The 14,908-nt window shown below is 64.6% G+C and carries 15 protein-coding genes; 4 read left to right on the forward strand and 11 right to left on the reverse strand.

Annotated features, from left to right (window positions below; all coding sequences use genetic code 11):
* Window position 1: 1 nt before the first annotated feature.
* Both BLT50_RS04415 and BLT50_RS04420 read right to left on the reverse strand, forming a co-directional pair.
* A complete protein-coding gene (locus BLT50_RS04415; RefSeq protein WP_090026794.1) occupies window positions 2-904 on the reverse strand; it encodes a DMT family transporter in 903 nt (300 codons plus the stop codon).
* Between the two features lie 21 nt (window positions 905-925).
* Complete coding sequence (locus BLT50_RS04420) at window positions 926-1,855, reverse strand: fatty acid desaturase (RefSeq protein WP_245723274.1); 930 nt, start codon at window positions 1,853-1,855, stop codon at window positions 926-928.
* 114 nt (window positions 1,856-1,969) lie between these two features.
* Here BLT50_RS04420 and BLT50_RS04425 point away from each other — a divergent pair, with 114 nt between their 5' ends.
* Window positions 1,970-2,830, forward strand: coding sequence for a helix-turn-helix domain-containing protein (locus BLT50_RS04425; protein ID WP_090026796.1), 861 nt, complete (start codon window positions 1,970-1,972; stop codon window positions 2,828-2,830).
* A 7-nt stretch (window positions 2,831-2,837) separates the two neighbouring features.
* On the opposite strand, the gene BLT50_RS04430 is transcribed toward BLT50_RS04425, so the two are convergent.
* The 5 genes from BLT50_RS04430 to BLT50_RS04450 all read right to left on the reverse strand — a co-directional run bounded on the left by BLT50_RS04430 (window position 2,838) and on the right by BLT50_RS04450 (window position 7,328).
* Window positions 2,838-4,313, reverse strand: a complete 1,476-nt coding sequence (locus BLT50_RS04430) for a carnitine 3-dehydrogenase (protein WP_090026798.1) — start codon at window positions 4,311-4,313, stop codon at window positions 2,838-2,840.
* Window positions 4,310-4,795, reverse strand: a complete 486-nt coding sequence (locus BLT50_RS04435) for a lipocalin family protein (protein ID WP_090026800.1) — start codon at window positions 4,793-4,795, stop codon at window positions 4,310-4,312. Before BLT50_RS04435 ends, BLT50_RS04430 begins: the two co-directional genes overlap by 4 nt.
* Window positions 4,792-5,706 carry a 3-dehydrocarnitine:acetyl-CoA trimethylamine transferase BcoG gene (gene bcoG, locus BLT50_RS04440; protein WP_090026801.1) on the reverse strand — a complete coding sequence of 305 codons (915 nt, stop codon included), beginning with the start codon at window positions 5,704-5,706 and terminating at the stop codon, window positions 4,792-4,794. The genes BLT50_RS04435 and bcoG overlap by 4 nt, the downstream gene beginning before the upstream one ends.
* 66 nt (window positions 5,707-5,772) lie before the next feature.
* The gene (locus BLT50_RS04445; RefSeq protein ID WP_090026803.1) at window positions 5,773-6,822 is read right to left on the reverse strand and encodes an aldo/keto reductase; all 1,050 of its coding nucleotides are present in this window, start codon (window positions 6,820-6,822) and stop codon (window positions 5,773-5,775) included.
* A 74-nt stretch (window positions 6,823-6,896) separates the two neighbouring features.
* Window positions 6,897-7,328 (reverse strand): DsrE family protein, encoded by a 432-nt coding sequence (locus BLT50_RS04450; RefSeq protein WP_090026805.1) that lies wholly within the window; start codon window positions 7,326-7,328, stop codon window positions 6,897-6,899.
* A gap of 109 nt (window positions 7,329-7,437) precedes the next feature.
* On the opposite strand from BLT50_RS04450, the gene BLT50_RS04455 reads away from it, so the two are divergent.
* The 3 genes from BLT50_RS04455 (at window position 7,438) to metG (ending at window position 11,136) form a co-directional block, all read left to right on the forward strand.
* Entirely contained in the window at window positions 7,438-8,034 is a 597-nt protein-coding gene (locus BLT50_RS04455) for an ImuA family protein (protein WP_090026807.1), read from the forward strand.
* 78 nt (window positions 8,035-8,112) lie between these two features.
* Window positions 8,113-9,336, forward strand: coding sequence for an MFS transporter (locus BLT50_RS04460; protein WP_090026809.1), 1,224 nt, complete (start codon window positions 8,113-8,115; stop codon window positions 9,334-9,336).
* Between the two features lie 90 nt (window positions 9,337-9,426).
* On the forward strand, window positions 9,427-11,136 hold the full coding sequence (gene metG / locus BLT50_RS04465) for a methionine--tRNA ligase (protein WP_090027103.1): 1,710 nt from the start codon (window positions 9,427-9,429) through the stop codon (window positions 11,134-11,136).
* Window positions 11,137-11,148: 12 nt separating this feature from the next.
* Here metG and BLT50_RS04470 read toward each other — a convergent pair whose 3' ends face one another.
* The 4 genes from BLT50_RS04470 to folE2 form a co-directional block, all read right to left on the reverse strand.
* The gene (locus tag BLT50_RS04470) at window positions 11,149-12,597 is read right to left on the reverse strand and encodes a TrkH family potassium uptake protein (protein ID WP_090026811.1); all 1,449 of its coding nucleotides are present in this window, start codon (window positions 12,595-12,597) and stop codon (window positions 11,149-11,151) included.
* Window positions 12,598-12,702: 105 nt separating this feature from the next.
* Window positions 12,703-12,918, reverse strand: coding sequence for a hypothetical protein (locus tag BLT50_RS04475; RefSeq protein ID WP_090026813.1), 216 nt, complete (start codon window positions 12,916-12,918; stop codon window positions 12,703-12,705).
* Between the two features lie 118 nt (window positions 12,919-13,036).
* Window positions 13,037-13,525: a hypothetical protein gene (locus tag BLT50_RS04480; protein ID WP_139170467.1), complete on the reverse strand. Its 489-nt coding sequence runs from the start codon at window positions 13,523-13,525 to the stop codon at window positions 13,037-13,039.
* Window positions 13,526-13,711: 186 nt separating this feature from the next.
* Entirely contained in the window at window positions 13,712-14,812 is a 1,101-nt protein-coding gene (gene folE2 / locus BLT50_RS04485; RefSeq protein WP_090026816.1) for a GTP cyclohydrolase FolE2, read from the reverse strand.
* Window positions 14,813-14,908 lie beyond the last annotated feature (96 nt).

The following is a 14,908-nucleotide window of genomic DNA, read 5'->3' on the forward strand; positions in this document are numbered from 1 at the left end:
GTCAGACCAGCAGGATCAGCGCCAGCACGCTTCCAGTGACCAGCGCGATCCCGCCCAATTCTTTCCCGGTCAGCTTTTCGCCGAAGACCAGCACCGACACGGCCAGCGAAAATACCAGCTCGACCTGACCCACGGCGTTCACGTAGGCCGCGTTTTGCAAGGTGAAGGCGGTGAACCAGCACAGGCTGCCCGCCATCGAGGTCAGGCCGATCCACTTGGCCGATTTGTGCGCGGACAGCACGCGCCCCACCTGCCCCGGTTCCCGCCACAGCAGCCAAGCGCCAAGGCCAATCATCTGTGACGTCGCGACCGCCGCCAGCGTCACCAGCGCGCGCAGGCCCGGATCGTCGCTGGCCAGTTCCAGCGACGCGCCGCGATAGGTCACACCGGATACCGCGAACAGCACCCCCGACAGCAGCCCCAACCCCGCCGCCGGGTTCATCACCCGCCGGCGCCAGTTGCCGTCGATCTCGGGCATGTCGGACAACATCAGCACCCCGAACAACCCCAGCAGGATCGCCGCCAGCGCGCCCAGGCTCACGCCTTCGCCGAGCACGATCAATCCGACCAGCGCGGTCTGCACGACCTCGGTTTTCTTGAAGGTGATGCCGACCGCAAAGTTGCGCCGTTTGAACAGCAGCACCACACAGACCGTGGCCAGGATCTGCGCCAGCCCGCCGGTCAGCGCGTAGGCCCAGAACGTACCGTTCAGCCCCGGCAACGTCTGTGCAGAGGCCCACAGGTAGACAGGCACCAGCAGCAACACCAGCGGCGCGCTGAACACAAAGCGCGCGAACGTGGCACCCGCCGCCGAAAGCGCGGCGGCGGAAAGCTGCTTTTGCAGCATGAATCGCACCGTTTGAAAGGCGGCGGCGCAGAAAGTGACCCAGACCCATGGTTCCATGCGGCCCCTTCTGCCCCGGATTTACCCCCGGCGCCAGATCGGATGCGGCACCGGGTCTTTTGCCTTGAACAGGTAGCGCCGGAAAACCTCGGTGTAGGAGCGGTAGACATAGGATTCGTTCCGGCGGCGGTAATGATCACGGTGACGCCGGTACAACGCGGGTAGCTTGTACCAGGCCACCCGCGGATGCATGTGATGGACCACATGCAGGTTGTTGTTCAGGAACATGAGCGCCAGTGGCCCGCGGTCCTCGATGATGACGGTGCGGGCGCGGGCGCGGTCATGTGCGCGATGTTCCAGGAATGTGCGGATTTTCAGGATCGACAACGCGGCATAGCTGGACAGCAGGAAGGCCCAGACCGGCATCTGCCCGATTGTGCCGATCCACCACAGCACCAGCGTCACCGCCGGCACATGCCACAGCCAGGCCGCCAGCACCCCCGGCGCACCGGCCCTGATCAGCCGCCAGTCCGCCGCCATGAACGCCACCTGCCCCACCAGCGGACCCAGAACCATGCGCCCCAGCAGTGTGTTGTTCACCCGCAGCACCGACCGCTGCCAGCCCGGCAGACGCGCCCATACAGCCGGGTCCAGATAGTTCGACTCCGGGTCGTCATAGGGGTCGGTCAGGATTTCGTCATGGTGATGCGCCAGATGCGTGTCATGGAAACGGCGATAAGGGATGGCCAGGCCCAGAGCGGGGAAAACAAGCGCCTCGTTCAGCCACGCGCGCCGGAACGGGTGCCCGTGCAGCGCCTCGTGACAGAGCGAGGAATGCAGCGCCGCGGCAAAGGTGACCAGGACCATGCCCGCAGGCAGCCACAATGCCGCGACCCAGGTCGTGCCCAGCGCCCAGAGCGCATAGCTCAACGTCAGCAACGCCAGCGTCGGCCATTCCACTGCATCCGCATGCCTCAGATCGCCCTGCCGCCCCGATTTTCCGCCGGTCACCTTGCCCCCTGTCTGTTTCTGTCGTGAATTCAATCCCTTGCTAGAGCATCACCGCAGATTTCAGAATTCCGAATATGATTAACAATTTTCACGATTGATGATATTAGTCACCATATGCACGAAAAAATCGACAAGCGCACCCGCGCCGAAACCTTCCGTGCGCGACTGGCCCAGGCGATGGAGCGCAGCGCCACCAGCCAGAGCGCACTGGCCCGCATGATCGGGGTGGATCGCTCGACCATTTCGCAGCTTCTTGGCGGAGATGGCGCGCGGCTGCCCAACGCGCAGGTCGTGGGCGAATGCGCTGCCGCGCTTGGCGTGTCGTCGGATTGGCTTTTGTCACTCTCGGACCGGCCCGAAAGCGCCGCCGACCTGCTGGCAAACTCGCTGACCGTGACCGAAGCCCCCCGCGCCCTTGTCGACGAACAGATCTTCGACTGGCATCGCGAGGCCGCGGGCTACAAGATCCGCCATGTTCCCGCAGCGCTGCCAGACATGCTGAAAACCCGCCCGATGCTGGAATGGGAATACAGCCCCCATCTGGGCCGCACCGCCGAACAGGCGATCGGCGCATCCGAAGACCGGCTGGCGTGGATGCGCGGCGCGCATTCGGATTACGAAATTGCCATGCCGCTATATGAAATCGACAGTTTCGCGCGCGGCGAAGGCTATTACAGCGGGCTGCCCGCGCAAGTGCGCCGTGACCAGATCGACCGCATCCTTTCGCTTTACGACCAGTTCTATCCGCGCATGCGCATTTACCTGTTCGACGCCCGGCGGCTGTATTCCGCGCCGCTCACGGTGTTCGGCCCGCTGCTGGCCGTTCTCTATGTCGGCCGCAACTACCTGGCATTCCGCGATTCCGTGCGGGTGCAGGCGTTTGTCGTCCATTTCGACCAGCTTGTGCGCGAGGCGTCCATCAGCGCCCGCGACCTGCCCGGCCACCTGCGCCGTCTGCGCGACGAAATCCGCTGATTCCGCCCTAGCGGGGGGCACCGACGCCGCGCCCCGCACCTTCGGGCAAGGGCAGCGCGGCATGGGCTGCGGCCAGCCGTTCCAGCGCGCCGGCAACTTGCGGCGCGGGCGGCGAAGCGCGGCGGGTGGCAAGATCGACATGCAGCAACATGTGCTCACCCGTGGCCAGAAGCCGCCCGTCCGACTGCATCTCGTGCCACAGGTGCATTTTCTTGCCCGCCCCCTCCAGCACGCGCGTATGCACTGTGATCGGCGCGCCTGCGCGCACCTCGTCGAGATGCCGGATATGGGTTTCGACCGTAAAGAAACTGCCACCTTCCGCGATATAGCTGTCATCGCAGCCCACCATGCGCATCAGCCGGTCGGTCGCCTGCGCGAAGGCATCCAGATACCGTGCTTCGGTCATGTGGCCGTTGTAATCGATCCAGTCCAGCGGCACGGCACGCGTCAATGTCAGCACCGGCAGGGACGGATCGGACAGCGCGCCCACATGGTCCACCAACCCGGCGGCCTGCGCCCGCGCGGCATCATGGGCATTCTGAAGCGCACCGGCCCCCCAGTCGTTCAGCGCCAGCGCCCGCATCATACCGACAAGGTTGCCGTCGCGGATGCGCTCCAGCTCGCGGATCGAATGTGTACCGGACTGCGCATCGGATTGCCCGGCGATCCGCTCGATCAGGTCGTCGGTCAGTTCGGGCACGTCCATCAACTTGGTCCATGGCCATTGCAGGCAGGGGCCGAACTGCGAAATGAAATGCCGCATCCCGGCCTCGCCCCCGGCGATCCGGTAGGTTTCGAACAGGCCCATCTGCGCCCAACGCAGGCCGAACCCGAACCGGATCGCGTCGTCGATCTCTTCGGTGGTGGCGATCCCGTCGCGCACCAGCCACAACGCCTCGCGCCAGACGGCCTCGAGCAGCCGGTCGGCGATATGCGCGTCGATCTCGGCGCGGATATGCAAGGGCTTCATGCCCAGTGCGGTCAGCCGTGCGCAGGCATCTTCGATGAATGCCGGATCGTTGGCGGGTGAGCCGACGATCTCGACCAGCGGCAGCAGGTAGACGGGATTGAACGGATGCGCGACGACGATCTGGCCCGCCAGCGCCTGCCCTTCTTGCAACTCCGACGGCTTGAAACCGGATGTTGACGACCCGATCACCGTATCCGCGCGCACATGCCCCGCCAATTCGGCAAGGACACGGTGCTTCAATTCCAGCCGCTCGGGCACGCTTTCCTGCACCCAGTCGGCGCCGTCCACGGCCTCGGCAAGCGAGGCGCAGAACCGCAGCTGCCCCTCGGACGGCAGCGCCACATCGCCAAGGCCCGGCAGCGAACGGCGCGCGTTTTCCAGCACTTCGCCCAGCTTGCGTTCGGCCTGCGGGTCGGGGTCGAACACCGCCACGTCCCAGCCATTGAGAAGGAACCGCGCGGCCCAACCGCCCCCGATCACGCCGCCCCCGACGATTGCCGCCTTGCCGCTCATCCACTCACCTCTTTCATCCGGGCCATGTCATAGCCCTGCCATTCCATGATCCCGCGCGCGGCGGCGATCCGGTCCGCCCCGCCCCGCGGGGAACGGTCCATGATCCAGCCGATCCGCCCGTCCGGCGCGCCGATTGCCGCGGTGCGATTGTCGGCATCCAGCCACAGCACCCACAGGAGTCGCCCCTTCAACGGGCCTTGCGTCACTTCGAACCGGCCCGGCCCGGACATCAGCAGGTCATCCTCGCGAAGGCGCAGGATGTCCCCCGCCACGACCGGCCCGACCAGCGGCGCCACCCGGACGCGCCAGTCGCCCGACAGGCGTGCCTCGGTCACGTCGACCTGCGATGATATCGGGGCGTCCCGGTCGCGTAAAACCGCATCGTCCAGCGGCGCGGGCATGCAGGCCGGCAGCAGCAGGAAAACCAGCGCCAGCGCCTTTGTCCTACGGGCGGCGCCCCTGATGTCGCGGCAGGCGCTCACGCCGCCGGGGCCTGTTTCTGCAGGCCCAGTTTTGCGCGCACCTCTTGAGGGCCGATCACCCGCGCGCCCATGTTTTCGATAATGGTTACAGCACGTTCGACCAGTTGGGCGTTGGTCGCAAGCATACCCTTGTCGAGCCACAGGTTATCCTCCAGCCCCACGCGCACATTGCCGCCCGCCAATACCGCCGCCGCGACATAGGCCATCTGGTTGCGGCCCAGCGAAAACGCCGAAAACGTCCAGTCGTCGGGCACGTTGTTCACCATCGCCATAAAGGTATTGAGGTCGTCCGGCGCGCCCCAGGGCACCCCCATGCAAAGCTGCACCAGGGCGGGGCTGTCCAGCACCCCGTCGGCCACAAGCTGCTTGGCATACCACAGATGCCCGGTGTCGAAGGCCTCGATCTCTGGTTTGACGCCCAGATGCGTCATCATCCGGCCCATGGCCTGCAGCATGCCGGGCGTGTTGGTCATCACGTAATCGGCCTCGGCGAAATTCATCGTGCCGCAATCCAGCGTGCAGATCTCGGGCAGGCATTGCTTGATGTGCTCGACCCGCTCGGCCGCGCCGATCATGTCGGTGGCATCCTCGTTCAGGGGAAAGGGCGACTCGGGGCTGCCAAAGACGATGTCGCCGCCCATGCCGGCCGTCAGGTTCAGCACAACGTCGACCTCTGCCTCGCGGATGCGCTCCATCACCTCGCGATAGAGGTCCAGCCGCCGCGACGGCGCGCCGGTTTCGGGATCGCGCACATGGCAATGCACGACAGCCGCGCCCGCGCGCGCCGCGTCGATGGCGCTGGCGGCGATCTCGGCCGGGCTGCGCGGGACGTGGCGCGATCTGTCCTGTGTCGCGCCCGATCCCGTGACGGCACAGGTGATGAACACCTCGCGGTTCATTGAAAGTGGCATCGCGTCTCTCCCCGGGCTTGTTGCTTGCCGCAGTGTTGGCCGAAATCGCGGCCCGGGGAAAGGGGGTCAGTAGGGCATCGGATGCGCCCGATGCACCGCGTCTATACCCGAAAGCAGATCGTCGCTCAGCTCCAGCCCCACACCTTCGAGCGCATGGTCAAGCTGGGTCAGCGTGGTTGCGCCGAAGATGACCGAGGTCATGAAGGGCCGCCGCGCGGCCCACCCCAGCGCCATGTGGATGGGATCAACCCCATATTCACGCGCAAGATCAAGATAGGCTTGCACGGCTTTGAAAACGCGATCTGTTTTGCGTCCGCCCATCTCCGGGTTCAAGGACATGCGCGAGGCATCCGGCACCGTGCCGCCCTGGTATTTCCCGGTCAGGAAACCCGCTCCGAGCGGTGAGAACGCCAGCAGGCAGACATCCTCGTTCACCGCCGTTTCCGCCAGATCGGTATCGAACAGTCGGCAGAGCAGCGAGTATTCGTTCTGGATGCTTGCGGGGCGTGGCCCGCCCACGCGGTCGGCCACCATGCACCACATGGTCGTGCCCCAGGCGGATTCGTTCGAAAGGCCGAAATGACGGATATTGCCCTTTTCCACCTCGCGCGCCAGCGCGCCCATCGCGTCTTCCATATGCGCGATGGTGTCTGCGCGGTTCTGCCCCGACGGATCGTATGTCCAGTTCCGGCGGAACTGGTAGCTGCCGCGATTGGGCCAGTGAAACTGGTAGAGGTCGATCACGTCCGTCTTCAACCGCCGCAGCGACCCTTCGACCGATTGTGCGATGGTTTTTGACGAAATCATCGGCGTCCCGCCGGGCCGGATGGCCGACCCCTCGCCCGGATGTTTCGTGGCCAGAACGAACTCACCGCGCCTTGCCGGATTCGCCGCGATCCAGTCGCCGATGATCTCTTCGGTGCGGCCCACGGTTTCGGGCGACACCGGGTTGACCGGATACATTTCGGCCGTGTCGATGAAATTTATGCCCGCCGCCAGCGCGCGGTCGATCTGGGCATGGGCCGTCGCGGCATCGGTCTGGGTGCCGAATGTCATCGTGCCGAGGCACAATTCGCTGACCATCAGGCCGGTGCGGCCCAGCGGGTTCTTCTTCATACTGTCCGTCCCCTCGTTTCGCGTTGGGGGCAGACTAGCCCGGCCAGCGGAAATTGCCAGCCGGGCATAATGACTCAGGGCCGGATGTAGGCGAAGCCCTGATCCTGCAGCTCAACCAGGCGCACGACGCCCGAGGGCACGACCTGTGCCTCGTCGAGCAGCGTGATGTCCTTGCCGGCCTTCTGGCTCATCTTCGCGATGGTGTTGCCACAGGCCGAGAATGTCAGGCTGTCGTGCTGCAACGCCATGGTGCTGACACGTTCGCCCACGGGGCTGGCTCCGTCGATCAGCATCTGCAGGCCGGGGCCATAGGCGACGATTTCAATCTGCGCCGTATACCCTTGGGACTCATAGTATTTGTACAGGTTCTGCACGTTGTTGAGCGCCATGTTCAGCGTATGTGGATCGTTTTGGTTCACATGCACGGCGATCTTGTGCAACTGCCCCTCGGCCCAAGCGGCAATCGGGGTCAGGGCCAGTGCGGCGGCGGTTATCAGATGTTTCATTCGCGTCCTCCCTTTTTATTCGATCATCGTAACGCAGTTTTTGAATATGTCACCGGGAAAATTACGATCCGGCATTGAGAACATTAAGGGAACATTTATACTTTGATTCATGACCGTTCACACCCTGTCCCGCAGGCCGCACCGCGCCGCGCCAACCATTGCGCCCGACCCGCAGATGGCCCTGGCCACAGGCCGCCTGCACGAACTGTGCGGACCGGCCCGGTGGACCTGCGCACTGTGGATCGCAGGTGCGCTTGACGGGCCGGTGCTGTGGATCGCGCCGGCCTGGTCCGGCACGCAGCCCAACCCCTGCGGCATGGTTCCGTGGGCTGATCCCAAGCGGTTTTTATTCGCCGCCCCCACCCGCCCCGAAGATGTCCTGTGGTGCATGGAAGAGGCGCTGCGCAGCGGGGCCGCGCCGCTGGTGGTGGCCGACCTGCCCGGCCCGCCCGGCCTGACGCCCGTGCGGCGGCTGCACCTGGCGGCGGAGGCTGCGGCCGAGGCGCCGCTGGGCCTGATCCTGACGCCAGGCGATGGCGGGGCACCGGGGGTGGAAAGCCGCTGGCACATGGCCCCCGCACATGAGGGCGACGCGCTGCGCTGGCGGCTGGAGCGGCGCCGCGCCCGCACCCTGCCCCCGCAGGGCTGGAACCTGGTCGAACAGGACGGGAAACGCGGCCTCGTGCCGGCGGGACCGAAGGGTTGACCGGCCCCGGCAGAAAACGACATTACCTGTCGGCAACCTGCTTGCGATCCCTGACCGGGCTGCGATGCTGCCCCTGTCATGCGCATGATCATTTCTTTCGCGGCCCTGTTTCTGTCGGTCATCCTGTTGCAGCTTTCCACCGGGGGCGTGGGGCCGCTCGATGCGCTGTCGGGGCTGGTTCTGAATTTCACCACGGCCGAGATCGGCCTGCTGGGTTCGGCCCATTTCCTGGGCTTCTTCATCGGCTGCTGGTGGGCGCCACGGATGATGGGCTCGGTCGGACACAGCCGCGCCTTTGCCGCCTTTACCGCCACGGGGGCGATCGGGCTTCTGGCGCATATGCTGGTGATCGACCCGCTGGCCTGGGCGGCGATGCGGGTGGCATCGGGATTCTGCGTGGCCGGTTGCTACACGGTGATAGAAGCCTGGCTTCAGGCCAAGGTCACGAACGAGACACGCGGCCGCGCGATGGGTACCTACCGCGTCGCGGACATGGGCGCATCGCTGATGGCGCAGATGGTGATCTCGGTGCTCGAACCGGCTTCCTACGTGTCCTACAACCTGCTGGCGCTGATCTGCTGCGCGGCGCTGCTGCCTCTGACCCTGACAACCACGGCGCAACCCGAAACCCCCGACGCGCCGCGGCTGCGCCCGATGCTGGCGGTCACACGGTCACCATTGGCGGCTGCGGGCGTGATCGTGGCCGCACTGTCGAGCGCATCGTTCCGCATGGTGGGGCCGGTCTACGGCACGGGCGTCGGTTTACAGACCGACCAGATCGCATGGTTCCTCGCGGCCTTCGTCGCAGGCGGCGCGCTGGCGCAATACCCGGTGGGATGGCTTGCCGACAAGTATGACCGGCGCTGGGTGCTGATCTGGCTGTCGGTGGCCGCGATCTGCAGCAGCACGCTGACCGCGCTGACGCATGACCTGACCACGACACAGGTGCTGCTGACGGCGGGGCTGTTCGGGTTGACGACATTCCCGATCTATTCGGTGGCCGCCGCCCACGCGCATGACTTTGCAGACACGTCGGAACGGGTCGAGCTGTCGGCAGCGCTGATGTTCCATTTCGCGCTTGGGGCGATCGCCGCGCCGCTGGTGGCCTCCTGGCTGATCGACGCCTACGGCCCGCCCGCCATGTTCGTGATGATCGCGGTGGGCCACGCGGTGCTGGTGGTGTTCGGCCTGGTGCGGATGCGCGCACGGCCCGCGGCCCGGCGGCGGACGCGTTACGTCTATGCACCGCGCACGTCCTTCCTGATCGGGCGGCTGACCGGTCGCGACCGCGAAGGGCGCTAGCCGCCGGCGCTACGCAGGAAAACCGTGCCCACTGGCCCCTGCCCGCAAGCTGCGGTAAAGGGGGCGCAACACGCGACGGAAGGCATGGACATGGCACGGCATCTCATCACATCGGCCATCCCTTACATCAACGGGATCAAACACCTCGGCAACCTCGTGGGCAGCCAGCTGCCCGCCGATCTTTTCGCACGCTACCAGCGCGGGCGCGGGCACGAGGTGCTGTTTCTCTGCGCCACGGACGAACACGGCACCCCCGCCGAGCTGGCGGCCGCCAAGGCGGGCAAGCCGGTGGCCGAATACTGCGCCGAGATGCACGAGGTGCAGGCCCGCATCGCAGACGGGTTCGGTCTGTCTTTCGATCATTTCGGCCGCTCGTCGAGCCCGGAAAACCACAAGCTGACCCAGCATTTCGCGGGCAAGCTGTATGAAAACGGACTGGTCCGCGAAGTCAGCGAAACGCAGATGTATTCGCAGGCCGACGGCCGATTCCTGCCCGACCGCTATATCGAAGGCACCTGCCCCAATTGCGGCTTCGAAAGCGCGCGGGGCGACCAGTGTGACAATTGCACCAAGCAGCTTGACCCGGTGGACCTGATCAATCCGCATTCCACGATCTCGGGCGCGACCGACCTGGAAATGCGCGAAACCAAGCACCTTTACCTGTGCCAGAGCCAGATGAAGGACCAGCTCGAGGCGTGGATCGATTCCAAGACGGACTGGCCGATCCTGACCACATCGATCGCCAAGAAATGGCTGAACGACGGCGATGGGCTGCAGGATCGCGGCATCACGCGCGACCTCGACTGGGGCATCCCCGTGAAACGTGGCGACGAGGACTGGCCCGGCATGGAAGGCAAAGTGTTCTATGTCTGGTTCGACGCGCCGATCGAATACATCGCCTGCGCGCAGGAATGGGTGAACGAGGGCAAAGGCGACGACTGGGCCCGCTGGTGGCGCACCGACAAGGGCGCCGAGGACGTCACCTATACCCAGTTCATGGGCAAGGACAATGTCCCCTTCCACACCCTGTCCTTCCCCGCGACGATCCTGGGATCGGGCGAGCCGTGGAAACTGGTCGATTACATCAAAAGCTTCAACTACCTGAACTACGACGGCGGCCAGTTCAGCACCTCGCGCGGGCGCGGCGTTTTCATGGACCAGGCGCTGGACATCCTGCCCGCCGATTACTGGCGTTGGTGGCTGCTCAGCCATGCGCCGGAATCGTCGGACGCGGAATTCACCTGGGAAAACTTCCAGGCATCCGTGAACAAGGACCTGGCCGACGTGCTGGGCAACTTCGTCAGCCGCGTGACCAAGTTCTGCCGCTCGAAATTCGGCGAAGAGGTGCCCGAAGGCGGCGCCTGGGGCACACAGGAAACCGCCGTGATCGACGAACTGACCACCCGCATCCGCGCGTATGAAGGCCACATGGAATCGATGGACGTGCGCAAATCGGCAGCGGAATTGCGCGCGATCTGGGTGGCCGGCAACGAATACCTGCAAGAGGCCGCGCCCTGGGCCACCTTCAAGGAAGATCCCGAACGGGCGGCGGCGCAGATCCGGTTCGCGCTGAACCTGATCCCGCTTTATGCCGTGCTGTCGGCGCCGTTCATTCCCTTTACCGCCGAAACGATGCTGGACGCGATGAAGGTCGATGCCGAATGGCCGGGCGATGTCGCGCAGGCGCTGGAACGGATGCCGGCCGGCCACGCGTTCACGGTGCCGGACAACCTGTTTGCCAAGATAAGCGACGACGCACGCGAGGATTGGCAGCAGCGTTTCGCGGGAACGCGGGACTGATCGGCGGGGCGTTCAACCCCGCCAGAAGGTCGCCGTGAACAGCACGTAGACGACGACGATTTCCAGCCGGCCTGCCAGCATGCCGAATGTCATGATGTACTTGGCGGCATCGGGAAAGGCGCTGAGCGCGCCGCTGTCGTCGACCAGTTCGCCAAAGGCCGGGCCGATATTGAAGATCGAGGTCCAGGCGCCTGTGGTGGCTTCCATGAATGGCAACCCCGTCAGCGCCAGCGCCACGGACATGACCCCGTAGGTCAGGATGAACATGGTAAAGATCAGCATGACGGATTCGATCACGTCGCGTTCGATCGGACGCCCGCCAAGCCTGATCGACACCACCCGGTGCGGGCTGCCGATCAGGCGCATCTGCGCCGCCAGCGCCTTGAACAGCACGAGATAGCGAAAGATCTTGAGCGAACAGCCGGTCGATCCGGTGCATCCCCCGATCGCGCCCACGGTCAGCAACACCACGACCGGGGCCGCTCCCCACAGCGTCACGTCGCCATCGCCGAACCCCGTGCCCGAAAAGATCGACACGACGTTGAAGGCGATGTGGCGGAAATGATCCTCGTCGAAGGGTTCGCCCTGCGCCACGCGCAGCATGAAGATCAGCACCACCGACACCAGGATCAGCAGCGCATAGACCTGCACCTGGAAATCACTGAGCAGCGGGCGCACTTGCCCCGACCCGATCAACATCAGCCGCACGAAGGGAACCGAGGCCAAGAACATGAACAACAGGGCGGCATAGTGAATAGGCCCGCCATAGGCGCTGAACGACGCGTCGGTGGTTGAAAAGCCCCCGGTCGACACCGTTGTCATGGCGTGCACCGTCGCTTCGAACGGGTCCATGCCAAGCCCGATATAAGTGAACACGCACAGCAGCGTCAGCGCGAGATAGGTCGCCAGCAGCGCCTTCGAGATGTCGATGGCGCGGGGCATCACCTTGCCCAGCGTGTCGAAGCTTTCGCTTTTGAAGAATTGCATGCCGCCGACCCGCATGATCGGCAGGAACAGCATGGCGACGATCACGATCCCCAACCCGCCCAGCCATTGCAGGATGCCGCGCCACAGCAGCAGCCCCTTGGGCAGATCATCGAGGCCGGAAAAGACAGTTGTGCCGGTGGTGGTCAGCCCTGACATCGCCTCGAACAGGGCATCGACGAAACGGGCGTCCGTTTCGCCCAGCATGAAGGGCAGCGCCGCGAAGACCGGCAAGGCCACCCATGTGCCCACCGTCAGCAGAAAGCCCTGCCGGATCGATATTTCCTGATGCCGAGTGTTCTGGCAGGCCAGCGCGACAAGGCCGCCGGTCAGAAAGGTCAGCACCGCGCTTTCGAAGAATACCGGCCAGTGTTCGCGGCCTTCGGCGATGTCCACCAGCATCGGCGGAATCATCATCAAGCCAAGAACGGCGACAAGCAGGCCGATCACATATCCGACGGGGCGCGGGTCCAACATGGATCGAAGGCTTGGCGGCAGCGCGCCGTGCTGTCAAGCGGCAGGATGCGCGCGTCCGCTGCGGAAGGGCCGGCGAAGGGAACGCCGCCAGCCCTGCCACCGCGATCAGACGTAGTAGAGGTCGCGGAAAACGTGATGTGCGATGCCGTCGCGCTTGAGGCCCATCGCGGCCAGTTCCTCGTCGGTTTTCGCTTCGAGCGCCTGCATTTCGGCGCGACGCGATTTCGCCTCGGCGTAATTTTCGAACCAGTTGAGGACCGCCACGCCGAATGCGGCCAGCGGATTGCGTGTTTCGGTGGTGTTCGTCGTCAGAGTTGCCATTGTCGGAACCTTTCCTTTGCAGTTTTCGGTTCCCTCCCTGACAGTGAATTTAGGTCACGTTCTCTGACCTTGCTACCCACAAGGCGGAATACCCGCCTTGCGGGCTGTGCAACCCTGATCAGCCGTCGTGCCGTCCATTGGGCATCGGCGGCGGGGCCGATGGTGCGCGTTTCTTGCCCTTGCGCGCGGCCTTTGCTGGCTTGGCGGCCTTGGGTTCCGGTTCCGCGGCCTTGGTGACGGGTTTCGGTGCCTCAGCCGACTTCTCGGCGGGCTTGGCCGCGTCAACCGGTTTCGGCGGTGGCGCCGCAGTGACCGTTTCCGCAACCGCGGCCTTTGCCGCCGGGCGCGGCCGGCTTGCCTTGCGGGCGGGTTTTGCGGGTTTCGCCTGCGCCGGTTTCGGCCGGGCCGCGCGACGCGGCTTGGCCGGGCGCGACAAACGCCCGGAGGGCGCCTTGCTCACCTCGGACAGGTCGTGCGGTGCCAGCGGATGGGCCTGCAACATCGCCATCCAGCAGGCGTGGGTCATGCGCATCTGCGCCTCGATCGCGTTGACGGTATAGTGGTAGGCATACCAGCTGAACTTCACGGGAAGGGGAACAGAGACCATTCTGACGCTCCTTGGGCTTTTTCTCGGGTCTACGCGCGGCGGGTAACACCCGCACGACATTGGCCCGATCGTGACACATGCAGCCCCAAAAAAACCGGGCCGCCCCACAGGACGGCCCGAATATCTGATCATGGTGCCGGGTATTTCAGCAAAGTCCGGGGCCGCTGCCCAAAACGCGCGCAGCGCTCAACCGACGTGGAACAGCGATGCAAAGAGCCGCGGATCGAGGCTTTCGCAGGCAAAGGTGTCGCCTTCGGTCAGAACGCTGACCGCATCGTGGCTGTGCAGGCTTTCCTGATGACTGGCGATGACGCGGAAATCGCCCACGCGCTCGTCACGCTTGAGTTGCTCGCAAAACAGCCGCGCGGCATCTTCGACAAAGATCGGGTTGGCGGCGTTCAATTCGGCAAAGGCTTGTTCATCCTCGCGCTTGACCATCACCTGGGTTTCGGTCGGCACGGCCTCGCGGGCCATGTCGATCAGGTCTTCGAACCACAAACAATCGCCTTCGGCCAGTTCGACCGAGATCCGCGCGACCGAACGCTGCGAATGCGGCGTGGCCAATTGCCCCCGCGACATGCGCGCATGTTCGGACAATTCCAGCGAACAGGGGCAAGTCGACGAATACACGTAATCGAGATGGATGATCTTCTTGCGCACACCCGCGCGCTCGACCAGTTCCAGCGCGATGTCGTAATACTGATAGCCTGACAGCCCGGACCGCAGCGACGGCACCTTGACCGGATAGGACAGCCGCATCTGGATACGCGCGTCAAAGCTTTCCAGGTCGGTCTTGTAATCCTCGAGCGCGGCTTCGATCACACCGAAGGAAAAGGTCTTTTCGGCATGTTTGTAGAAGGACCGCATGATCCGGGACATGTTGATGCCCTTCTTGTCGGCCTCGAGACTGACCGTCCCGGTGACACTGGTTTCCAGCGTCAGATCGCCGTTGTCGCGGGTGTGATACTGGATCGGCAGGCGGAAATTGCTGATTCCCACATGCTGAATCTGCTGTTTTGCACCGCGGATCAGGCTGGACGGCCCGTTCTGCAGATCCGGCAGCGATGCCTTGTAGGCGGTGTCGACGGTGAATCCGTCAGGATATTCACGGCTGAGCGCAGGATATTTCGCCGCGCCCGCCCCCGGCAGAAGACGCGCGATCGCGGGGTCGAGATCGCTGATTTCCTCGGCGCTCGCCTTTTCCGCCCACTGGCGCAGCCGCATCAGCGCCTCGCGCGCATCGTCGCGGTCCGGCTGGCGGTCGATATCAGGCGTATGAATGTTCATGGCGCGGCCCCTTCGCGTTGTGCTCGCAGGAGTAACTTAGGGTGTTGTCCCAAGTATTTCCAATTTCGAAAGGTAGTACGCCGGAAACGACATGTC

Source organism: Lutimaribacter saemankumensis (genome assembly GCF_900100005.1).
Lineage (GTDB): Bacteria > Pseudomonadota > Alphaproteobacteria > Rhodobacterales > Rhodobacteraceae > Lutimaribacter > Lutimaribacter saemankumensis.